The sequence below is a fragment of the Flavobacteriaceae bacterium genome (assembly GCA_003443635.1).
Lineage (GTDB): Bacteria > Bacteroidota > Bacteroidia > Flavobacteriales > Flavobacteriaceae > AU392.
In genome coordinates this window covers 2,741,888-2,764,755 of record CP031964.1, presented here as the reverse complement: position 1 = coordinate 2,764,755, position 22,868 = coordinate 2,741,888, and the positions used below count along the sequence as shown (strand labels likewise).

Sequence of the window (22,868 nt, the reverse complement as noted above, 5' to 3'; positions counted from 1 at the left end):
TTAATGGTTTTGGGTTGATAAAGATTAATTATCAGTAGTTAAAGATATAAAAATGTTATATGTTATTAAGATAATAACCTTACAAATTTTATTTGTTATATACAAAATTACTACCTAGTGACGTTTTACATAATATATGAGGAAAATTGTAATTATTCTTTTAATTCTTGTAACAATTGTAACTATAATATTTCAGTTTAAACCTGTAAAACAAATGGCCATTGCAGTTGTTACCAAAGCTACTTATATAAATAAAGAAGGACTTACAATAAAAGATAGAGTAATTTTACCAGAAGGGTTTAAAAGAGATTTATTACAAGATATATCTTTTCAAAAGTACATTTTAGATTATAAATTAAAACCTTATGGAGCCAAAGTTATTAATTACGATGGGAGTTTATACTTTAATCAGATAGGACATTATGGAGTGTTAGATATTCCAGTGCCTGAAAATGGATTACAACAATGTGCAGATGCACTAATTAGAATTCGTAGTGAGTATTTATGGGATAATAACCGAAAAGACGAAATAGGATTTAATTTTACAAGTGGACATTACTGTTCTTGGCAAAAATATGCTGAAGGTTATCGCCCTAAGATTAATGGCAATAAAGTTAGTTTTCATAAAACGGCTTATAAAAATCATTCTAAAACTAATTTTTATAAGTATTTAAATTTAATATTCACTTATTCTGGTACAATATCGTTATTTCAAGAATTAGACAAAATAAATTCAATAGATGAGTTGCAAATAGGAGATATGTTGATTGTTAGCGGTTCACCAGGTCACGTTGTTATGATCGCAGATGTAATTGTGAATGATAATGGTGAGCGGCGTTTTTTACTATTTCAAGGTAATACACCTGCTCAAAGTGTACATTTGCTTAAAAATTTAGAAGAACCTTCTATATCTCCTTGGCATAAACTGGAATTAAATTCGGAAATCAATATTCCAGGCTATACCTTTGCAAGCTCAAAGTTTGTACGATTTAAATAATGAATACACCTCTTACCGAACAAGAATTACATAATCTAGCCATGAATCATGTAGGTAAAGATCTCGAACAACGAGGCTTCGAATTTGTGGCCATTAATAGTAAGCTAAAAAAACACCCACAATTTGTCTGTATTGATAAAAACAATCAATATTTTTTTGTGATTGTAAAAGCAGTAATGCTTCCCGATAATCCCAATAATTATGATGTAGTATGGATGGAAACCTTTAAAAAACATGCTAGAGAAAAAGATGCAAAAGTACTGTATGCAGGCGTTGGCTTAGGAAATCCTGATGGAGAAGAATTGCCTATTTACTTGAATAAAGAGTATTTGATAGAGTATAATGGTATTCAAGTATTGGAAACTAACTTAAATTAAAAGAGATTGATTATGAAAAGAATCATAATTCATTTTTTTATAATAATATGTTTTTCTTGTAAACAAGTACCAAAAAACAAAATGATTTCAGGTCCAGTTTTTGGAACTTCTTATTCTATAGTATACGAGTCGAAGACAGATTTTGAGACACAATTTGATAGTATATTTTATGAGATCAATAAATCGATGTCTACGTATCAGGTAAATTCAAATATCTCTAAATTAAATAGAAATGAACCTGTTACTGTAGACGATCATTTTATTAAAGTATACGAAACTTCTAAAGAAATCTATGAACAAACAAATGGAGTTTTTGACCCTACTATTGGAGCAGTAGTTAACGCTTGGGATTTTGGCCCTGAAAATAATATTGTAAAACTAGATAGTGTGAAAATTGATAGCTTAATGACTTTTGTTGGGTTTGATAAAGTAAATCGGATAGATGATCAAATATTAAAACTAGAAAATACATTTCTAGATTTTAATGCTATTGCAAAAGGTTATGGAGTAGATATGATTGCTGAATTTTTGAATAGTCAAAATATCGAAAATTATCTAGTAGAAATAGGAGGAGAGTTACGTGTAAAGGGTAGAAATACTGACAAACAACAATCATGGAAAGTTGGCGTTGAACAACCACGTTTTGACGGAAAACAAGCTATTTTAAAAACTATAGATCTCAACAGATCTATGGCGACTTCAGGGACGTATCGAAAATTTAAAATAGATGACAATGGAAATCGTTACGCCCATATTATAAATACAAAAACAGGATATCCTAGTAAAACTAATGTGTTAAGTGTTTCTGTTATTGCCGATAATTGTATGATAGCTGATGCTTATGCTACAGCGTTTCAGGCCATGAGAATTGAGCAAATAACAGAGTTTTTAAATACTCATCCTGAACTTAAAGTGTTTTTAATTTTTGAAAATGAATCTAAAGAATTGGAAACGTTAGCATTAAATAATTTTCCAGAAGATTAATTTATTTAGAAACTACAGGGATAATTTCTCCTTTTGCTAGGCAATATTTAGAAACTTCTTCTTCTGTAAATGTAGTGGTATAATCTATTTCTTTTACTTTAAAACCGATACTTCTCAACTTATCAAAATAATCACGGCCATACACACGAACATGATCATATTGCCCAAAGACCTTTGCACGCTCTTTTTTATCGGTAATACTATCGTCTTCAAAAGTAATTGCTCTAGATAAATCTTGAGGGATTTGAAAGATTCCTATTCCACCAGGTTTTAATACACGATATAATTCTTGCATAGCCTTTGTATCATCAGGAATATGTTCTAATACATGATTGCAGAGTATAATATCATAACTATTGTTTTTAAATGGAAGGTTACAAATATCAGCTTTTACATCTGCTAAAGGAGAATACAAATCTGTAGTTGTGTATTCCAGATGTTTCATTTTTTTAAATCGTTTATAAAACGCTTGTTCTGGCGCAAAATGCAATACTTTCTTTTTAGCAAAAAAGAAATCCGTTTCATTTTTTAAATACAACCATAATAACCTGTGACGTTCTAATGATAACGTAGAAGGAGATAAAACGTTATTACGTTGATTGCCATAACCATAAGGTAAAAATATCTTGAACCCTCTACCATCTATAGGGTCTATATATTTATTTCCTTTTAAGATTAAGGCCAAAATAGGGCGCACTATATAGCTTAACCTAATTAATAAAGGCCTAGGAACTATATTGAGAATTATTTTAAAAACTTTTTTCAACAGAATATTGTTAACTGCTAAAGGTTAACTTTTTTTGCCGAAACTCATCCTCTTCATCACTCTTGATACCTAAAGCATCATAAATATAAGCAAATGTTGAAAGTAGTTCTGGTTTACCATTTACAATGGCAACATCGTGTTCGAAATGCGCACTCGGTTTTCCATCTAGAGCAGTAATTGTCCAACCATCTCGATGCTGTTTAATGCGTTGAGTTCCTAAATTAATCATAGGCTCAATAGCAACAACCATCCCTTCTACAAATTTTTTCCCACGACCACGACGTCCATAGTTTGGCATTTCTGGATCTTCATGCATGGTCTTACCAAGCCCGTGACCTACTAATTCTCGAACCACACCGTAACCAAAACTTTCGGTATACTGCTGTATGGCATAACCAACATCACCTACACGATTCCCTATTTTAAACTCACGAATTCCTTTATATAAAGATTCTTTGGTAACTTGAAGTAATTTTTTAGTTTCAGAAGCAATCTCACCAACTGCAAACGTGTAAGCATGATCCCCGTAAAAACCATTTTTAATAGCACCACAATCAATAGAAATAATATCTCCTTCTTCTAAAGGTGTATTATTTGGAATACCATGTACTACTTGTGAGTTAGGACTCATACATAAAGTATTTGGGAAATCGTATAACCCCAGAAAACCCGGAACTGCACCTTGATCACGAATATACTCTTCAGCCATTTTATCTAACTGCAATGTTGTAACACCAGGTTTTACCTCTTTAGCAATAATGCCTAAAGTTCTTGATACAATTAGTGCGCTTTCACGCATTAACTCTATTTCTTCTTTGGTTTTTACTATAATCATCTTAACGTTTTAAAAAGGAAAAAATACCTTTCTTTTTTTGTGGTATATTTAATTTAGTATTTGTTAGCATTTGATAGATTTCTCCCCAACCTTTAAACCCTCCTATATTACGATCGTCTATAAATAAATCTGCATTAATTTTCCTGCTTACATCATTTGTGTATTGTTCTTCAGGGAAACTTTTATTTATAGCATAAAATTCAATACCATTTTCTTTACAAAATAAAACAGCTTCTTCTAGTTTTTTTCCACAACGATAGGTCCATAGGATAAGCCTATGACCATCATTCTGTAATTTTTTTAATGTTTCAAAAGCAAAGATCTTTGGCTTACCTATATTAGGGTAAGCATCTTCTACAATGGTACCATCAAAATCTATGGCTATAATAAATCTGTCACTAAAATTCATAAACTATGAAATATGCCCACAAAAGTACAACAATTATTGTTCGATAAGAATCGTTGATTTCTAGAGAACTACAATTGAACTAAAGATTTTTGTGTCATTTCTTTTGGTTTTTTTATATCCATAAGATCTAAAATTGTTGGTGCAATATCACCTAAGATACCATCATTAATATGTTTTAAATCTTTATCAATTAAAATAACAGGAACTGGATTCGTTGTATGAGCAGTATGTGGAGATCCATCAGGATTAATCATAGTTTCACAATTGCCATGATCTGCTATCAATATTGTTGTGTAATTGTTATCTAAAGCTGTTGTAATTATTTTTTTTACACACTCATCTACAACTTCACAAGCTTTAATAGCAGCGCTCATAACACCTGTGTGACCAACCATATCTCCATTTGCATAATTTAAACAAACAAAATCAACACCCTCTTTTTGTAATTCTGGAATAAGAGCATCTGTTAATTCGTATGCACTCATTTCTGGCTTTAAATCATAAGTTGAAACTTTGGGAGAGTTTTTAAGAATACGTTTTTCACCTTTAAATGGTGTTTCTTGTCCTCCGGAAAAGAAAAAAGTAACATGAGGATATTTCTCGGTTTCTGCAATCCTGATTTGTGTTTTGTTATGCTGAGCTAAAACTTCACCTAATGTTTGAGTTAAGTTATCTTTATTGAAAATAACATTAATGTTTTTAAACGAATCATCATAATTTGTCATTGTTACATAATGTAAATCCAATTGATGCATATTTTGCTCATGAAAATCTTCTTGTGATAATGCCTGTGTTAATTGCCTCCCACGATCAGTTCTAAAATTAAAGAAAACTACAACATCTTCATTTTTAATTGTAGCTATAGGGTTATTGTTTTTATCAACCATTATTATAGGTTTTAAAAACTCATCTGTAATATCATCTTCATAACTATTTTCGATAGATCTAGTAGCATTTTTAGATACATTACCTATACCATTAACTAATGCATCATATGCTAATTTTATACGTTCCCAACGTTTATCTCTATCCATTGCATAATAACGTCCTGTAATACTTGCAAGTTTTGTATTAGAATGTTCTATATGAGACTCTAAAGCAGTAATAAAACCATATCCAGATTTTGGATCTACATCGCGACCATCTGTAAATGCATGAACGAAAATATTACTTAATCCAAAATTTTCAGCAGCATCTATTAATCCAAATAAATGATTAATATGAGAATGCACGCCACCATCACTTAATAATCCTAAGAAATGAATATTCTTGCCATTATCTTTTGCATATTTAAAAGCATTAATTATAGTAGCTTCATTATGTAATGTTTTCTTTTGAATGGCTAGGTTAATTTTTGCTAAATCCTGATACACAATACGTCCAGCTCCTAAATTCATATGCCCGACTTCGCTATTTCCCATTTGACCTTCTGGCAATCCTACATGTAATCCATCTGTTCTTAAAGCTGCGTTAGAGTAATTTTTATATAATGAATCTATATAAGGAGTGTGAGCATGATCTATGGCAGAAACTTTTGGATTTGGTGAAGTTCCCCATCCGTCAAGTATCATTAAAATAACTTTTTTACTCATAATTTAAAACGAATTAAATAAAGGCACAAAGATAAATAAAAGGAGATGATTATGAATTTGATAACTTAAATAAGAATAATGTAAATTATATGTTATGAAATGTTTATTATATTGAAATAAATTTATTATAAATTAATAATTGTTAACATATTTTCTATTAAAATGTTAATTATATGTTATATGTAACTTTTCTATGTAACATTTATTCTTTTCTAGCGTCCTTTATATATAATCAAAAAATAAACAATTAAAAATCTTTCATCATGAGAAAATCACTAGTTATTATCGCTATCGCATTAGGATTTACTGCAATGCCTGCAAATGCATCAACATTTTTAGAAACTAAGACAAATTCAGAAGCATCCTTTGTTGAAGGCAAAGTAAATGCATTTTGCCTTTCTGTAGCAAAAGGAGACATTGATACTGTAAAAAAATTAATCAGCTTAGGTACTGATGTTAATGAAAAGTCTAATGGTATGACACCTTTACATTATGCAGCAAAATACAATCGCGTAGAAATTTTAAAGCTTTTAGTTGAAAACGGGGCAAAATTGAATAAAAGATGTGATAAAGGAAATACAGCAGTTGAATATGCAAAGTTATCTAATGCAAAAGATGCTATTGCAGTATTGAACGAATTAAAAGCAGCTGCTAAGAAAAAAAGAAGAAGCTAAATAATTATTTGAATTAGTCAATCAATAATTATTATAACGCCTTAGTATTAAATACTAAGGCGTTTTTTAATGCTCATTATAACTTCTTTATAAATCATAAGTATTTAGCTATTAATGAATTATTTTTTATTATTAATAATTAAATGAAGACTTGCATATTTTGTTTTTTTTAAACCTCACTTTTTATATATTTGCCGAGTAATTGCGAGAGTAGCTCAGTTGGTAGAGCGTCAGCCTTCCAAGCTGAATGTCGCCGGTTCGAACCCGGTCTCTCGCTCTAAAAGCTTCATCATTTATTTATGATGAAGCTTTTTTATTTTACAATTAATTTTGAACAATATCAACAATTACACTTCTAGTTGCTGTTACATTAAATGACCAGTTAACATCAACTAAAGCATTTCCTTGTACAATTGAAATTTCAAATCCATTTGCAGTTTTATTATTATCATTTACATGTGGATTTGAAGTAATTAAATCTCTATCACCTTCCGGTCCTAATGTCACAACATAATTAGCTCCATTTGGATGTGGTGTTGGAAAAGTAACAGTATATCTTCCTTGACTATTTCTAACTACAGTACTATTGATGTTAAATAAATTTGTGCCATCACCTTGAGTAAGGCCAGCAGCAAAAATATAACCTATGGTTTCTCGAGTGATTGTAAAAGTAGGACTTACTCCATCTGCTCCAGCTGGACCTTGTATTCCTTGTGGTCCCTGAGGTCCAACTGCTCCGTCAGCGCCATCAGCCCCATCGTTACCATCAGGCCCTTGTGGTCCAGTAGCACCAGTTAATCCAATAGGTCCCTGAGGTCCAACTGCTCCGTCAGCGCCATCAGCCCCATCGTTACCAGCAGGTCCTTGTGGTCCAGTAGCACCGGTTAATCCAATAGGTCCCTGAGGTCCAACTGCTCCGTCAGCACCATCAGCCCCATCGTTACCATCAGGCCCTTGTGGTCCAGTAGCACCAGTTAATCCAATAGGTCCCTGAGGTCCAACTGCTCCGTCAGCACCATCGGCACCATCATTCCCAGCAGGCCCTTGCGGTCCAGTAGCACCAGTTAATCCAATAGGTCCCTGAGGTCCAACTGCTCCGTCAGCGCCATCAGCCCCATCGTTCCCAGCAGGCCCTTGCGGTCCAGTAGCACCAGTTAATCCAATAGGTCCCTGAGGTCCAACTGCTCCGTCAGCGCCATCAGCCCCATCGTTCCCAGCAGGCCCTTGCGGTCCAGTAGCACCAGTTAATCCAATAGGTCCCTGAGGTCCAACTGCTCCGTCAGCACCATCGGCACCATCATTCCCAGCAGGCCCTTGCGGTCCAGTAGCACCAGTTAATCCGATAGGTCCCTGAGGTCCAACTGCTCCGTCAGCGCCATCAGCCCCATCGTTCCCAGCAGGCCCTTGCGGTCCAGTAGCACCAGTTAATCCAATAGGTCCCTGAGGTCCAACTGCTCCGTCAGAGCCATCAGCCCCATCGTTCCCATCAGGCCCTTGTGGTCCAGTAGCACCAGTTAATCCAATAGGTCCCTGAGGTCCAACTGCTCCGTCAGCCCCATCAGCCCCATCGTTCCCAGCAGGCCCTTGCGGTCCAGTAGCACCAGTTAATCCAATAGGTCCCTGAGGTCCAACTGCTCCGTCAGCGCCATCAGCCCCATCGTTCCCAGCAGGCCCTTGCGGTCCAGTAGCACCAGTTAATCCAATAGGTCCCTGAGGTCCAACTGCTCCGTCAGCACCATCGGCACCATCATTCCCAGCAGGCCCTTGCGGTCCAGTAGCACCAGTTAATCCGATAGGTCCCTGAGGTCCAACTGCTCCGTCAGCGCCATCAGCCCCATCGTTCCCAGCAGGCCCTTGCGGTCCAGTAGCACCAGTTAATCCAATAGGTCCCTGAGGTCCAACTGCTCCGTCAGCGCCATCAGCCCCATCGTTCCCAGCAGGTCCTTGCGGTCCAGTAGCACCAGTTAATCCAATAGGTCCCTGAGGTCCAACTGCTCCGTCAGCGCCATCAGCCCCATCGTTCCCAGCTGGTCCTTGCGGTCCAGTAGCACCAGTTAATCCAATAGGTCCCTGAGGTCCAACTGCTCCGTCAGCGCCATCAGCCCCATCGTTCCCAGCAGGCCCTTGCGGTCCAGTAGCACCAGTTAATCCAATAGGTCCCTGAGGTCCAACTGCTCCGTCAGCGCCATCAGCCCCATCGTTCCCAGCAGGTCCTTGCGGTCCAGTAGCACCAGTTAATCCAATAGGTCCCTGAGGTCCAACTGCTCCGTCAGCGCCATCAGCCCCATCGTTACCATCAGGCCCTTGTGGTCCAGTAGCACCAGTTAATCCAATAGGTCCCTGAGGTCCAACTGCTCCGTCAGCACCATCGGCACCATCGTTCCCAGCAGGTCCTTGCGGTCCAGTAGCACCAGTTAATCCAATAGGTCCCTGAGATCCAACTGCTCCGTCAGCGCCATCAGCCCCATCGTTCCCAGCAGGCCCTTGCGGTCCAGTAGCACCGGTTAATCCAATAGGTCCCTGAGGTCCAACTGCTCCGTCAGCGCCATCAGCCCCATCGTTCCCAGCAGGTCCTTGTGGTCCAGTAGCACCGGTTAATCCAATAGGTCCCTGAGGTCCAACTGCTCCGTCAGCACCATCAGCCCCATCGTTACCATCAGGCCCTTGTGGTCCAGTAGCACCAGTTAATCCAATAGGTCCCTGAGGTCCAACTGCTCCGTCAGCACCATCGGCACCATCATTCCCAGCAGGCCCTTGCGGTCCAGTAGCACCAGTTAATCCGATAGGTCCCTGAGGTCCAACTGAAGTAGGGATAGTTATTGTTCCACCTCCATTACTTAAAGTTAGATCTTGACCATTAATAGAAATGGTTTGTAATTCATTAGTAAGAGAGCCATCTACTTCAGTGCTAGTAATAATATAAGGATCAATAGTAGTTCCAGTACCTGTAATAGTAGTTATACCAGCTCCGGTAAGAATAGTTCCTCCAGACATAATGTTTGAACATAAACTAACCCAAGAATTGTTGCTAAATTGAAATAAACAATTTTCATCGGTATTATACACAAGAGCACCGTTTAGAGGAGCGAGTGCATTCATTTCTGCATTAGAAATTCTTGTAACTACTAAAACTTTATCTGAACTCTGGAGTTCTAATAGGGAAGATGAGTTTATTGTATTGGGGTTATCTCCTATTTTTACTTGTGCATTAGAGGCACAAATACTTAGTACTATGATTAGAATTAGCGCAATTTTCTGTTTCATAATTGTAGGGTTTTCTATGTTTTATTTTTTTACATGTATATTATAAATTGATTTTATTTTTTAATTATTGGTGATTGATGTCAAACAAATATATGTATATATTATCGATTAAATGTAATTTTTAAACGATAAAATACAAAATTTAACGTTTAAGTGTAACTTTAATTTGACATTGATTATAGAAATGTAAATACTATTTGATTAAAAATAGAAACTTAAAATTGATTAAAATAGACTTTATTACCTGATGATAAAATGAATTATTTTAACGTTGAATATATATAGGTCCAGCATAGTTTTTTCCCTCGGTTGGTAAATTTAAAACATAAAAATAGGTACCAGTAGGAACTCCGTCATTTGTATTTAAAAACACATTTTGATTTGCAACACCTCCCCAGTTATTTTGATAATTTTTAGCTTCAAAAACTAGTCTCCCAAGTCTATCATATATTTTTAAATTGTTTTCAAATAGTTCTATCCCTTCAATTACAAAAAAATCATTAATACCATCACCATTAGGAGACATACCATCATAAATGGCTAAACCTTCGCTGCCTATTAAAGCTCCAAAAGTTATAATTTCGTAATCATTTGGAATATATGGACTAGAAGTAATTGTTCCAGAATTTAATGTTCCAGTAAATTCAGCATTACCTAGATCTAACCATTTGTTTTCTGATAAGCTCCAACCGACAACTCTTAAATTTATTAAATCATCAACAAGAGTGCTTATTTGACTTTCTTGATTCCAAGTTAAAGTTACTTGAGTTTCATTAACTCCATTAAAATCCCAAAATTCATTAATGCTGACAGCATTAATAATTACTTCTGAATTTGAAGTATCAAAAGCGTTAGTAAATGTTGAAGGGAAATTAGGATCTTCATTAAAATATGCAGCACTAAATTTCAACTTTTCATTTTGAAAAGGAATTATTAAAGGCTTTAATCTATTATCATCACCTATTGGAAAAGAAAATTGATCACTCCCAAAGAAAGAAGTATATCCATCTACATGTTTTGCATTATCTTCAAGAATAAATAATGTATTATTTAAAAAGTCAAGTGAAATACTGGGATTATCCCTGGGAGTAACAACATCACCATTAATAAAATTAAGAGAATTTGAAACTTCTGTATTTATTGTTAAAAATAAATTATTATCTACATCGATATCTACATCAAAAAACCTTGGAATTTCTGTCCCTGAAATTGATAATTGATTATTGGTATTATAAAACCCTACTAATCCTAAATTTTCATTAAAAACACCATCGTTTATTAAATCTATATGAAAACCAACCTCTCCTTGATTATGTATTTGTAAATTTCCATAATTATGAAATGCAGTTTGTGCAATCAATATATTAGAAATAAACAAAAAGAATATTACTACTTTTCTCATCTTATAATTAATTTGCTACGACTGTTTGTATTACAGATATTTTTTTAACAGCTATTAAATCAAAATGACCTAAGTCAATATTTAATACATCATTTTGAGCAGAACCTTGTTGAGCTCTTAGTTGATAAATATCTCCTGAAACTGGATTGTGATCTACATACGAGATGGTATTACTACTTGAATCGTGACCTCCCGCATGACGTTGATAAGCTGATGCGCTTCTAGCTACCACAGTTCCATTTTTTAATAATTCTAATTCAGGGTTTATTCTTGCGAACGTATTATTTATATTTTGTTGCATATATGCCATAGCATCAATTTTTACATAATCTGCGGTATCTGAAAATATTGCCTGATTTCCTGTTATGCTCCATCCAGTATCTGTACGTACACTTCCTAAAGTCAAAATTTGATTTGGTTGATTTGAATCCCCAGTTACATTCGCTTTGGCTAAAAAAGATTGATCTACCTGTATTGCTGTTGTTGTGATTGTGGGTGTAACCCCATCTACACCATCATTCCCAGCAGGCCCTTGTGGTCCAATAGGTCCTTGTATTCCTTGTGGTCCCTGAGGTCCAACTGCTCCGTCAGCGCCATCAGCCCCATCGTTACCATCAGGCCCTTGTGGTCCAGTAGCACCAGTTAATCCAATAGGTCCCTGAGGTCCAACTGCTCCGTCAGCGCCATCAGCCCCATCGTTACCAGCAGGTCCTTGTGGTCCAGTAGCACCGGTTAATCCAATAGGTCCCTGAGGTCCAACTGCTCCGTCAGCACCATCAGCCCCATCGTTACCATCAGGCCCTTGTGGTCCAGTAGCACCAGTTAATCCAATAGGTCCCTGAGGTCCAACTGCTCCGTCAGCACCATCGGCACCATCATTCCCAGCAGGCCCTTGCGGTCCAGTAGCACCAGTTAATCCAATAGGTCCCTGAGGTCCAACTGCTCCGTCAGCGCCATCAGCCCCATCGTTCCCAGCAGGCCCTTGTGGTCCAGTAGCACCAGTTAATCCAATAGGTCCCTGAGGTCCAACTGCTCCGTCAGCGCCATCAGCCCCATCGTTACCAGCAGGTCCTTGTGGTCCAGTAGCACCGGTTAATCCAATAGGTCCCTGAGGTCCAACTGCTCCGTCAGCACCATCAGCCCCATCGTTACCATCAGGCCCTTGTGGTCCAGTAGCACCAGTTAATCCAATAGGTCCCTGAGGTCCAACTGCTCCGTCAGCACCATCGGCACCATCATTCCCAGCAGGCCCTTGCGGTCCAGTAGCACCAGTTAATCCAATAGGTCCCTGAGGTCCAACTGCTCCGTCAGCGCCATCAGCCCCATCGTTCCCAGCAGGCCCTTGCGGTCCAGTAGCACCAGTTAATCCAATAGGTCCCTGAGGTCCAACTGCTCCGTCAGCGCCATCAGCCCCATCGTTCCCAGCAGGCCCTTGCGGTCCAGTAGCACCAGTTAATCCAATAGGTCCCTGAGGTCCAACTGCTCCGTCAGCACCATCGGCACCATCATTCCCAGCAGGCCCTTGCGGTCCAGTAGCACCAGTTAATCCGATAGGTCCCTGAGGTCCAACTGCTCCGTCAGCGCCATCAGCCCCATCGTTCCCAGCAGGCCCTTGCGGTCCAGTAGCACCAGTTAATCCAATAGGTCCCTGAGGTCCAACTGCTCCGTCAGCGCCATCAGCCCCATCGTTCCCAGCAGGTCCTTGCGGTCCAGTAGCACCAGTTAATCCAATAGGTCCCTGAGGTCCAACTGCTCCGTCAGCGCCATCAGCCCCATCGTTCCCAGCAGGCCCTTGCGGTCCAGTAGCACCAGTTAATCCAATAGGTCCCTGAGGTCCAACTGCTCCGTCAGCGCCATCAGCCCCATCGTTCCCAGCAGGCCCTTGCGGTCCAGTAGCACCAGTTAATCCAATAGGTCCCTGAGGTCCAACTGCTCCGTCAGCGCCATCAGCCCCATCGTTCCCAGCAGGCCCTTGCGGTCCAGTAGCACCAGTTAATCCAATAGGTCCCTGAGGTCCAACTGCTCCGTCAGAGCCATCAGCCCCATCGTTACCATCAGGCCCTTGTGGTCCAGTAGCACCAGTTAATCCAATAGGTCCCTGAGGTCCAACTGCTCCGTCAGCGCCATCAGCCCCATCGTTCCCAGCAGGCCCTTGCGGTCCAGTAGCACCAGTTAATCCAATAGGTCCCTGAGGTCCAACTGCTCCGTCAGCGCCATCAGCCCCATCGTTCCCAGCAGGCCCTTGCGGTCCAGTAGCACCAGTTAATCCAATAGGTCCCTGAGGTCCAACTGCTCCGTCAGCGCCATCAGCCCCATCGTTCCCAGCAGGCCCTTGCGGTCCAGTAGCACCAGTTAATCCGATAGGTCCCTGAGGTCCAACTGCTCCGTCAGCGCCATCAGCCCCATCGTTCCCAGCAGGTCCTTGTGGTCCAGTAGCCCCGGTTAATCCAATAGGCCCCTGAGGTCCAACTGAAGTAGGGATGGTTATTGTTCCACCTCCATTACTTAAAGTTAGATCTTGACCATTAATAGAAATGGTTTGTAGTTCATTAGTAAGAGAGCCATCTACTTCAGTGCTAGTAATAATATAAGGATCAATAGTAGTCCCAGTACCTGTAATAGTAGTTATACCAGTTCCAGTAAGAATGGTTTGCGAACCATTAAATGTTATAGGTGACCCATTTCCATTATCAAAAGTAAATGTGCCATCTGTATTATCTGTTAAAACAGCTTTATTTATTATTGTAAGTGTGTTAGATTCGTTTGTGTAGCTTATAGTACCATCATTATTATCCATTAAAGATGTAATGGTTTCTCCAGACATAACGTCTACACATAAACTAACCCAAGAATTGTTGCTAAATTGAAATAAACAATTTTCATCGGTATTATACACAAGAGCACCGTTTAGAGGAGCGAGTGCATTCATTTCTACATTAGAAATTCTTGTAACTACTAAAACTTTATCTGAACTCTGGAGTTCTAATAGGGAAGAGGAGTTTATTGTATTGGGGTTATCTCCTATTTTTACTTGTGCATTAGAGGCACAAATACTTAATACTATGATTAGAATTAGCGCAATTTTCTGTTTCATAATTGTAGGGTTTTCTATATTTTATTTTTTACATCTGTACTATATTGATTTTGTTTTTTAGATTATGGTTGATTGATCTGAGGCAAATATATGTATATATTATCGATTAAATGTAATTTTTTACGATAAAATACAAAATTTAACGTTTAACTGTAATCTTAATTTGACTATTAATTACAGAAATATAAACATTATTCAATCAAAAATAGAAACTTATAAATTCTTGAAACGCAATTCAGAAAATGAAATGATTTTATTGTAACTATTTGATTTTTAGATATAAAAATAACTTATAATTTAAAATCTTAAAGAGTGAATTATTTTAATTTAGAAAAGATAAATTAGAATTAGTCTCTAATTCGTAAGGCGATTTATTTAATTCAAAAATCCTTGCAGTTAATTTTCCTTTTAGTATAATTTTATTTCCTTTCACTAATAAGTAACTCCCTTCTCGAAGGCCAATTACTGGCTGAGTATTAAAATTATGAAATTCTTTTATTCGAGTTTCTCGAGTTTCTCCCATATGTTTACTTTTTGGATCAGGATCTAAATAATGTGGGTTAATATTAAATGGTACTAAAGAAAGAGTTTTAAAACTTGGAGGATAAATTATAGGCATGTCATTGGTTGTATTCAAAGTAAGGCCACAAATATTACTTCCCGCACTAGTACCCAGATATGGTGTTCCATTTGTAACTACTTTATTGAGTATGGACATTAAATTGTTTTTATATAATTGATTTACTAAAACAAAAGTATTACCTCCACCAACGAATATACCTTTTGCTTGAGAGATTGCCTTTACAGGGTCATCGAACTGATGAATACCAACAATATCTTTTCCAATTTTAGAAAATGCAATTTTAACTTTTTTTGTATAATCGTCGTGAGATATTCCACTTGGTCTTGCATAGGGTATAAATAAAATAGTATTGGTGTTTTTAAAATGAATTTTTAGATCTTCTAAAAGATACTCTAAAAATTCACTATTATGAACGGTGGATGTACTAGCAATAATAATATCTTTCATTTATAATATTTTATCAATAAAATATGATTAGCTTTTGTTCTTTGAAATCAATTTTAGTTAAAATTTGTGAAACATAAGTTTGCAAATTTATTTTTTTGTAAATTTAGATAAATAGCTGATTTAACAAAAAATTAAATGATGTTGACATTTTATTATGATCAGTAATAACTTTCTTTATGCTTATGAAATTTAAATACATTACCTATCTCTTTTTTATATTTTGTATAGTTTCTTTTTCTCAAAATAAAGAGCGTATTGAAATTTCTGGACAAATAATAGTAGATAGTCTAGACGTAGAAGGCGTAACAATATTTAATACAACTGCTAGTAGTGGTAGTATATCTGATAATGAAGGAAAGTTTACTATTAAAGTATATTTAAACGACATATTAGAAATTTCTGCATTACAATTTCAAAAAATAACACTTACTATAGATGAAAAAATTCTAAAATCTAAATCAGTTACAATTGTATTGATAGAACAGGTTAACGATCTACCTGAAGTTGTAATCTTGCCTTTCGGGCTCTCAGGTAATATTAACGAAGATATTGCAAATGCAAAAATACTAAACCCTAATTATGATGCCTTATATTTTGGATTAGCAAATCTTGATGAGTTTGAATTTTTAGAAGATAATAAAGATGCTGTACGAAATACAGAAGTATATGGAAGAGAGTATATAAATGGAGTAGATGTAATAGGTTTAGTAGGATTATTTTTAAAATCAAAAAATAAAGATAATGATACTGAGGTTAAGAATGATCAAAATAAAGAAACTTTAAAAAATCGCCTTCTTAATAAAAAATACACTGAAGATTTCTATATAAATACTGTTGGTATTTCTAAAAACGAAGTTTCATCTTTTGTTTATTTTGTTGAGTTGAATGGATTTGATAAATCATTACTTAACGATAAAAGAGAGTTTGATTTTTTAGATTTTATTCTAAAACAACGCAATGCTTTTCAAAAAATAAAGAATGTTAAAAACTAAGTGCTTAATTTTATTTTTTGGGTTATTATCATTTATATTAAAAGCACAAACAACTCAGATTAAAGGGATTGTTTTTGGGAACAGTAGTTTAGAAGGGATTCATGTTATAAACAAGTCCTCAAAAACTTATGCAACTACAAATGCAGAGGGCGTGTTTACAATATCTGCTAAAGCTCTAGATACTATTCAAGTTTCTTCTATTTTATATGAAACAAAAACCATTATAGTTTCTTTTGAAGATTTTAAAAATAAAAGAATAAATGTGTATTTAAATGAAGCTATTAATCAATTAAATGAAGTGCTTGTTGGAAAAATATTAACGGGTAATTTAAATTCCGATATAGCTAATTCAGATGCTGAACGACCTTTAGATTTTTACGATTTAGGTATTCCAGGTTATACAGGACCTAAAAAAACATTAGCAGAAAGGGAATTGTTTGATGCAGACGGAGGCGGTTGGATCTCTGATGTGTCTACTAATGGTTTAGGAGCAGGTGGTGCACTTAATTTAAATAAAATATTAAATGCAGTATCTGGTAGAACAAAAAAATTAAAGAGAAATGTTGATTTAGAGAGACGCACAAACCTTATTAATAGAATAAAAGAAGAATTGTCAGAAATATTTTTTAATACTAATGCTCTGGATAAAAAGCATCGTACAGATTTTTTTTATTTTTGTTCAGAAGATAAAGATTTTTTAAGAAGATGTGGAAGTAATGATTTTGAAGCTTTAAAATTTTTACAAGAAAAACTTATCATATATAAAAATAATCTAGCTTCAAATAAAGATTAAGTTAATTTGGTATACGTTTTGAAGATTCAAAATAATTACATTTGCTAAAAAATATTTTAAAATATGCGATTGCCTATAAAACTGATTGTAATTTTAATAATGCCATTATTTCTGGCTACATCTGTACATAAATTTTATGTAAGTGTTACAAAAGTTGAATATAAGGAAGAACAAAAATCTCTTCAATTTATAATGCGTGTGTTTATTGATGATTTTGAGCAACTTTTAAGAGAACGTTATGATGAAAATATTACTTTAAATATTCCAAACGAATCTAAAGAAGTAGATGTTTATTCTAAAAAATATATTACAGATAAGATTATTGTAAAATTGAATGGAGAATCAATAGATTTTAAATTTTTAGGAAAAGAATACGAAGATGATATTGTTTACTTTTATTTAGAAATTGAGAATGTAACTAAAATAAATTCCTTAGAAATTACCAATAAAGTTTTGTTTGATTTATTTGAAGAACAACAAAACATAGTTAGAACAAAAATTTATTCTAAAAATAAGAGTTTTATCCTTATACCTACTAATGATAAAGGCGTGTTAAAGTTCGATTAAAACTCTTAATACTTGTTAAAATTTATTATTTTCCGTGCTTAAATTTAGTAATTAATATAAGCAATGAAAAAACTTCAGTATTTATTTATTTCTGTTGTATTTCTTTCTGTTAATGCATTTGCACAGAATCAAACACAACCAGAGCGTGGCCCAGGCCATACAAACAATAACAAATTTAAACAGTTGTATGATGAGTTTTCAACTCCTAATATGTTTAGAACTGGATCTGGAGCTCCAGGACCTGCATATTATCAACAACAAGCAGATTATAAGATGGACATCACTCTTGATGATGTAAATGCAAAAATCTCAGGATTTGAAACAATTACTTATACCAATAATTCTCCAGATCAGCTAACATATTTATGGGTACAGTTAGATCAAAATATGAGAGCTAAAGATTCTAAAACACCTTTAATTGAAAGTAGTGGAGTAGGCCCAGCTGTATCACCACGAGGATTTGCAAATACATTTTTGAAAGAGCGTTTTGATGGTGGGTTTAATATTCAAGAAGTTAAAGATACAAATGGAAATGCATTACCGCATTTAATTAATGGTACAATGATGCGTGTAGAATTGCCAAAAGCAATGAGCACTGGTGATAAGTTTTCTTTCTCAATTAAATGGTGGTATAATATTAATGATCACGTAGATGGAAGAGGACGTTCCGGATATGAATATTTTCCCGACACAGATAATAGAAATTATGTTATCGCACAGTTTTATCCGAGAATGGCAGTATATAATGATGTAGAAGGATGGCAAAATTCACAATTTTTTGGACGCGATGAATTTGCGTTACCATTTGGAAATTTTGAAGTTAATATTACAGTGCCAGCTGATCATAAATTAGACGGTACAGGTAGATTAACGAATAGATCTGAAGTGTTTTCTAAAGATATGATGAAACGCTATGAGAAAGCAAAAAAGTCATACGATAAGCCAGTAGTTATAGTTACTCAAAAAGAAGCTGAAGCAGCCGAAAAGAAAAAGAGTACAGATACTAAAACTTGGAAATTATATGCTGAGAATGTACGTGATTTTGGATTTGCAACTTCAAGAAAATACATTTGGGATATGATGGCTGTAAAAGTTGGAAATAAAGATGTTATGGCTGTATCTCTTTACTCTAAAGAAGGAAATCCTTTATGGGAAGAATGGTCAACAAGAGCGGTAGCGGCTACAATTAAATCTTATTCTAGAATGACTTTTGATTACCCTTATCATAAAGCAATTTCTGTACATGCAAAACAACAAGGTATGGAATATCCTATGATTTGTTGGAATCATGGCCGTCCTAATAAAGATGGTTCATATAGTGATAGAGTTAAATATGGGATGATTAGTGTTATTATTCATGAAGTAGGGCACAATTTCTTTCCTATGATTGTGAATAGTGATGAACGCCAATGGACATGGATGGATGAAGGACTTAATACATTTGTACAATATGTTGCAGAGCAAGATTTTGGAGAATGGAATCCAACGGCATTGTCTAAAGAACATAAAACATATCCTTCTCGTCGTGGACCAGCTAGAAATATTACTGCTTATATGGGTGGTGATCAAGATTTTATAGCACCTATTATGACTAAAGGAATAAATACATATCAATTTGGTAATAATGCTTATGGTAAACCAGGTACTGCATTAAATATACTTCGCGAAACTGTAATGGGGCGTGAATTATTTGATTATTCGTTTAGAGAATATGCTAACCGTTGGAAATTTAAACATCCAACACCTGAAGACTTCTTCAGAACTATGGAAGATGCTTCTGCTGTAGATTTAGATTGGTATTGGAGAGGGTGGTTTTATACCACAGACTATGTAGATATTTCAATATCTGATGTAAAAAAATATCACGTATCTTCAGAACCAAATGAGTTTGTGAAAAATGCAGCTAAACAAAGAAATGTTAATATAAGTGACTTACCTCCTTTAGTATATTTAGTAGAAGAAGGAAGTGATGAATTTAAAAACAATATGAAAGGTGCTTTAGCATCAAAACAATCTGCAACATTAAAAGAATATTTAATGGATAATTTTACTGCTGAACAACGTAAAGCAATAGATAAGCCTAAATACTTTTATAATGTTACATTTCAAAAACCAGGAGGATTGGTAATGCCGATTATAGTTGAATATACATATGCAGACGGAACATCAAAAACAGAAACATACCCTGCTCAAATATGGAGACTTAACGATAACCAAGTAAGTAAAGCAATTGCTTCTGATAAAGAAATTGTATCTTTTAAGGTAGATCCTAATCAAGAAACTGCAGATGTTGATACGTCAAACAATTCTTGGCCTAGAGAAATTAAGCAAGATCAATTTGATCAGTTTAAAAATAGAGTAAGAAATTAAATTAAAAAATTTCTTAAAGTAATTAAAAACCGGCTTAAAAAAAGCCGGTTTTTTTATGAGTATAAAACTTACTCACTATATTTGCAAAGTGATACAACAAGCAACTTTTTTGTTTATTAGCGGAGCAGAAATAACATTTATACTATTCATAGTAGTAATGGTATTTGGTGCAGACAAAATCCCTGAGATTGCAAGAGGATTAGGTAAAGGAATGCGTACACTTAAAGATGCAACTAACGATATTAAGCAAGAAATCACTAAAAGTGCTGAAAAGCATGGTATAGATACTGAAATTACTAAAGAACTTAATGAAGAAGTTAATAAAGTAAAAGATGGTCTTGAAGATTTTACTGGTTCTGTAAAACGAAAATTATAATTAGTATTTTCTACTAATTGTCAACCCATCACGTATAGGTAGCAGTACTGTTTCAACCCTTGTATCTTCTTTTAATAAACTATTATATTCTAATAAAGCTTTTGTAGAGAGATCATCAGGGTTTATTTCTTCAACTACTTTTCCACTCCATAATACATTGTCAGATAAAATAATTCCACTTGGATTAAGTTTATCTATAATACAATTAAAATAATTAGGGTAGTTAGGCTTATCTGCATCAATAAAAATTAAATCGAAAGTTATATCAAGGTTAGGAATAATATCCAATGCATTTCCCAAATGTTGAATAATTTGAGAACCATAATCAGATTTATTAAAATATTTTCGTTGAAAATCAACTAATTCTTCATTAATATCAATGGTGTGTAACTCTCCATCATGTTGGATACCTTCTGCTAAGCATAATGCAGAATAACCTGTATAGGTTCCAATTTCTAAGATGTTTTTTGGATGTATTAATTTAGAAATCATACTTAAAACACGACCTTGATAATGCCCACTAAGCATGCGAGGTTGTAATATTTTTTGATAGGTTTCTCTAGTTAGTTGTTGTAGTAATTCTGGTTCGTCTTCAGAATGTGTCACAACATAATCATCTAGGTTTTTAGGTATAAAATGCATTAAGATAAAATTCGATTAACTAAACTCTTTTTAGAAGCTTCATCATCTCCAAATAGCCAACGCAATACATTACACTCCCATATTTCATCATACTCTTCTTGAGTGATAATTTTTCTATCTATTGCTAAATCAAGAATCTTTCCTGGATATGAAGATTGAGCATCACTTTCCATTTCTCCTAAAGGATAAGGATCGTCTAACCCTAAAATTACTTGACTTGAGCCTTGATTCTCAATCATTAATTTTAACGAATTAGTATCGTGAACTAAGGTGTCAAAATAAATGTTAGGGTGCCCAACTGCTTTTCTTGGGTGATGTTTGCCTTCAAACAAATCTGGGCGACCATCAAAACCTTGTATGCGCCTCCCTAAATTCATTTGTGCTAATTGTCCGCCGTGTGCAAAACACGTTCTGATATTTGGAAAACGTTCTTGTATTCCATTAAGCGTATAAAAATGATAAGCATCACCACATTGTGCTAGCATCCATATTAAATGAAAACGCCAGGCGGTATTTTCAAGGTTTATCATTTTATCACCATCGTAAGGATGAATTTCTATAGCGAGTTTATATTTATCGGCCAATTCAAAAATGCGATCATTTTCTTTATCAAATACCGAGCGCCATTGCCCAATAGAATCCATAAAATGAGTTGGTAAGCATAAAACCCTTAAATTTAATTCTTCCACACAGCGCTCAATTTCATACAATGCCCCGTGAATAAAACCTGGATGTACCACAAAACCACAAGTAAATTTCTTAGGGTGATCGTGCTGAACTTTAGCATTAAAATCATTTTGAAAACGTAATGCCTTTTTCATTTCTTCAAGACGAAGACCATTCCCATACAGTTGTGATAGGTTTAAAACAACAGCATGGTCTAAACGATTTCGCTCCATCCATTCTAACTTTTCATTTAAGAAAAAACTAGAATCGGTCACAGGACGTTTCCATCCTTTTTGTAACATATATTTACGTTCATCATCTACCCAGAATATTTCCTTTTCTTTCATAAAATCGGGAATTTGCTCTGGATAAGGCAATAAATGTGAATGACCGTTAATACGTAATTTTCTTTTAGCCATCAATTTTTACTTTTTTTGTGACCCTATGATTATTTCTCACTCGTAGAATTTCGTTTCTCTATATTGTTATAATATCTGTCAAAAATTGCAGGCATATCAGTCTCTATATTTTCTAAAGTAAATTCTTCTTCATATATTAAACTTCCATTCTTTTCAGAATACCATTGTAATTTGTCTTTTACACCTTTAGGCCTTGGGTATTCTATAACTAATCCAACAGTATTAGCACCACGCTGAGGGGAGTGTGGTACTTTTGGCGGTAAAATAAAAATCTCTCCTTCTTTAATATGAATGTCTTTAGGTTCACCTTCGTCAATAACTTTTAATACTATATCACCTTCTACCTGGTAAAAAAACTCAGGTGTTTCATTATAATGATAATCTTTTCTGCTATTGGGGCCACCAACGACCATTACAATATAATCGCCATCTTTCCAAACGACTTTATTGCCAACGGGTGGCTTTAATAAATGACGATTTTCTTCAATCCAAGCTTTAAAATTTATAGGCGTAACTAGATTACTCATAATAATATTGGTTTTTAAAATTCTATCATTCCGTGTTTGATACGGAATCTATTTTTAATGAGATACTGAAACAAGTTCAGGATGACAAGTTA

At 35.0% G+C, this 22,868-nt stretch carries 18 protein-coding genes, 1 tRNA gene and 5 pseudogenes; 15 read left to right on the top strand and 9 right to left on the bottom strand.

Annotated elements, in window-relative coordinates:
* The first annotated feature begins 136 nt into the window (after window positions 1-136).
* From D1817_12700 to D1817_12690, 3 genes are read left to right on the top strand one after another with little or no spacing between them, the layout of a single operon-like run.
* Window positions 137-997, top strand: a complete 861-nt coding sequence (locus D1817_12700) for a hypothetical protein (protein ID AXT20706.1) — start codon at window positions 137-139, stop codon at window positions 995-997.
* On the top strand, window positions 997-1,374 hold the full coding sequence (locus D1817_12695; protein ID AXT20705.1) for a Na(+)-translocating NADH-quinone reductase subunit F: 378 nt from the start codon (window positions 997-999) through the stop codon (window positions 1,372-1,374). The genes D1817_12700 and D1817_12695 overlap by 1 nt, the downstream gene beginning before the upstream one ends.
* 12 nt (window positions 1,375-1,386) lie before the next feature.
* Window positions 1,387-2,358, top strand: a complete 972-nt coding sequence (locus tag D1817_12690) for an FAD:protein FMN transferase (protein ID AXT20704.1) — start codon at window positions 1,387-1,389, stop codon at window positions 2,356-2,358.
* A 1-nt stretch (window position 2,359) separates the two neighbouring features.
* Here D1817_12690 and D1817_12685 read toward each other — a convergent pair whose 3' ends face one another.
* From D1817_12685 to D1817_12670, 4 genes are all read right to left on the bottom strand, one after another.
* Entirely contained in the window at window positions 2,360-3,124 is a 765-nt protein-coding gene (locus D1817_12685; protein AXT20703.1) for an SAM-dependent methyltransferase, read from the bottom strand.
* Between the two features lie 10 nt (window positions 3,125-3,134).
* Window positions 3,135-3,959: a type I methionyl aminopeptidase gene (gene map / locus D1817_12680; GenBank protein AXT20702.1), complete on the bottom strand. Its 825-nt coding sequence runs from the start codon at window positions 3,957-3,959 to the stop codon at window positions 3,135-3,137.
* 1 nt (window position 3,960) lies between these two features.
* A complete protein-coding gene (locus D1817_12675) occupies window positions 3,961-4,368 on the bottom strand; it encodes a hydrolase (GenBank protein AXT20701.1) in 408 nt (135 codons plus the stop codon).
* Between the two features lie 68 nt (window positions 4,369-4,436).
* Complete coding sequence (locus D1817_12670; GenBank protein AXT20700.1) at window positions 4,437-5,960, bottom strand: 2,3-bisphosphoglycerate-independent phosphoglycerate mutase; 1,524 nt, start codon at window positions 5,958-5,960, stop codon at window positions 4,437-4,439.
* Between the two features lie 263 nt (window positions 5,961-6,223).
* Here D1817_12670 and D1817_12665 point away from each other — a divergent pair, with 263 nt between their 5' ends.
* The 5 genes and pseudogenes from D1817_12665 to D1817_12645 all read left to right on the top strand — a co-directional run bounded on the left by D1817_12665 (window position 6,224) and on the right by D1817_12645 (window position 9,158).
* Window positions 6,224-6,634 carry an ankyrin repeat domain-containing protein gene (locus D1817_12665; protein AXT20699.1) on the top strand — a complete coding sequence of 137 codons (411 nt, stop codon included), beginning with the start codon at window positions 6,224-6,226 and terminating at the stop codon, window positions 6,632-6,634.
* Window positions 6,635-6,838: 204 nt separating this feature from the next.
* Window positions 6,839-6,914, top strand: a tRNA-Gly gene (locus D1817_12660).
* 612 nt (window positions 6,915-7,526) lie between these two features.
* Window positions 7,527-8,168, top strand: a pseudogene (locus D1817_12655) (hypothetical protein).
* 78 nt (window positions 8,169-8,246) lie between these two features.
* Window positions 8,247-8,888, top strand: a pseudogene (locus D1817_12650) (hypothetical protein).
* A 33-nt stretch (window positions 8,889-8,921) separates the two neighbouring features.
* Window positions 8,922-9,158: pseudogene (locus D1817_12645) on the top strand (collagen-like protein).
* A gap of 1,005 nt (window positions 9,159-10,163) precedes the next feature.
* Here the strand turns inward: D1817_12645 and D1817_12640 are convergent.
* On the bottom strand, window positions 10,164-11,300 hold the full coding sequence (locus D1817_12640) for a gliding motility-associated C-terminal domain-containing protein (protein AXT20698.1): 1,137 nt from the start codon (window positions 11,298-11,300) through the stop codon (window positions 10,164-10,166).
* A gap of 1,370 nt (window positions 11,301-12,670) precedes the next feature.
* On the opposite strand from D1817_12640, the pseudogene D1817_12635 reads away from it, so the two are divergent.
* Together D1817_12635 and D1817_12630 are read left to right on the top strand one after the other, a co-directional pair.
* Window positions 12,671-13,492, top strand: a pseudogene (locus D1817_12635) (hypothetical protein).
* 48 nt (window positions 13,493-13,540) lie between these two features.
* Window positions 13,541-13,762, top strand: a pseudogene (locus tag D1817_12630) (hypothetical protein).
* Window positions 13,763-14,716: 954 nt separating this feature from the next.
* On the opposite strand, the gene pepE reads toward D1817_12630, so the two are convergent.
* Window positions 14,717-15,424, bottom strand: coding sequence for a dipeptidase PepE (pepE, locus tag D1817_12625; GenBank protein ID AXT20697.1), 708 nt, complete (start codon window positions 15,422-15,424; stop codon window positions 14,717-14,719).
* A 182-nt stretch (window positions 15,425-15,606) separates the two neighbouring features.
* Here pepE and D1817_12620 point away from each other — a divergent pair, with 182 nt between their 5' ends.
* From D1817_12620 to D1817_12600, 5 genes are all read left to right on the top strand, one after another.
* On the top strand, window positions 15,607-16,416 hold the full coding sequence (locus tag D1817_12620) for a hypothetical protein (GenBank protein AXT20696.1): 810 nt from the start codon (window positions 15,607-15,609) through the stop codon (window positions 16,414-16,416).
* Entirely contained in the window at window positions 16,403-17,209 is an 807-nt protein-coding gene (locus D1817_12615) for a hypothetical protein (protein ID AXT20695.1), read from the top strand. Before D1817_12620 ends, D1817_12615 begins: the two co-directional genes overlap by 14 nt.
* A gap of 63 nt (window positions 17,210-17,272) precedes the next feature.
* Window positions 17,273-17,776 (top strand): peptidase E, encoded by a 504-nt coding sequence (locus D1817_12610; GenBank protein AXT20694.1) that lies wholly within the window; start codon window positions 17,273-17,275, stop codon window positions 17,774-17,776.
* 63 nt (window positions 17,777-17,839) lie between these two features.
* Window positions 17,840-20,146, top strand: a complete 2,307-nt coding sequence (locus tag D1817_12605) for a M1 family peptidase (protein AXT20693.1) — start codon at window positions 17,840-17,842, stop codon at window positions 20,144-20,146.
* Between the two features lie 55 nt (window positions 20,147-20,201).
* A complete protein-coding gene (locus D1817_12600; GenBank protein ID AXT20692.1) occupies window positions 20,202-20,522 on the top strand; it encodes a twin-arginine translocase TatA/TatE family subunit in 321 nt (106 codons plus the stop codon).
* Here D1817_12600 and D1817_12595 read toward each other — a convergent pair whose 3' ends face one another.
* Genes D1817_12595 through D1817_12585 form a run of 3 tightly spaced genes read right to left on the bottom strand, consistent with a single transcriptional unit; the run spans window position 20,523 to window position 22,776 of the window.
* Window positions 20,523-21,164, bottom strand: a complete 642-nt coding sequence (locus D1817_12595; GenBank protein AXT20691.1) for an O-methyltransferase — start codon at window positions 21,162-21,164, stop codon at window positions 20,523-20,525.
* A complete protein-coding gene (locus tag D1817_12590; protein ID AXT20690.1) occupies window positions 21,164-22,249 on the bottom strand; it encodes an amidohydrolase in 1,086 nt (361 codons plus the stop codon). The genes D1817_12595 and D1817_12590 overlap by 1 nt, the downstream gene beginning before the upstream one ends.
* Before the next feature lie 29 nt (window positions 22,250-22,278).
* Window positions 22,279-22,776 carry a 3-hydroxyanthranilate 3,4-dioxygenase gene (locus tag D1817_12585; GenBank protein AXT20689.1) on the bottom strand — a complete coding sequence of 166 codons (498 nt, stop codon included), beginning with the start codon at window positions 22,774-22,776 and terminating at the stop codon, window positions 22,279-22,281.
* Window positions 22,777-22,868 lie beyond the last annotated feature (92 nt).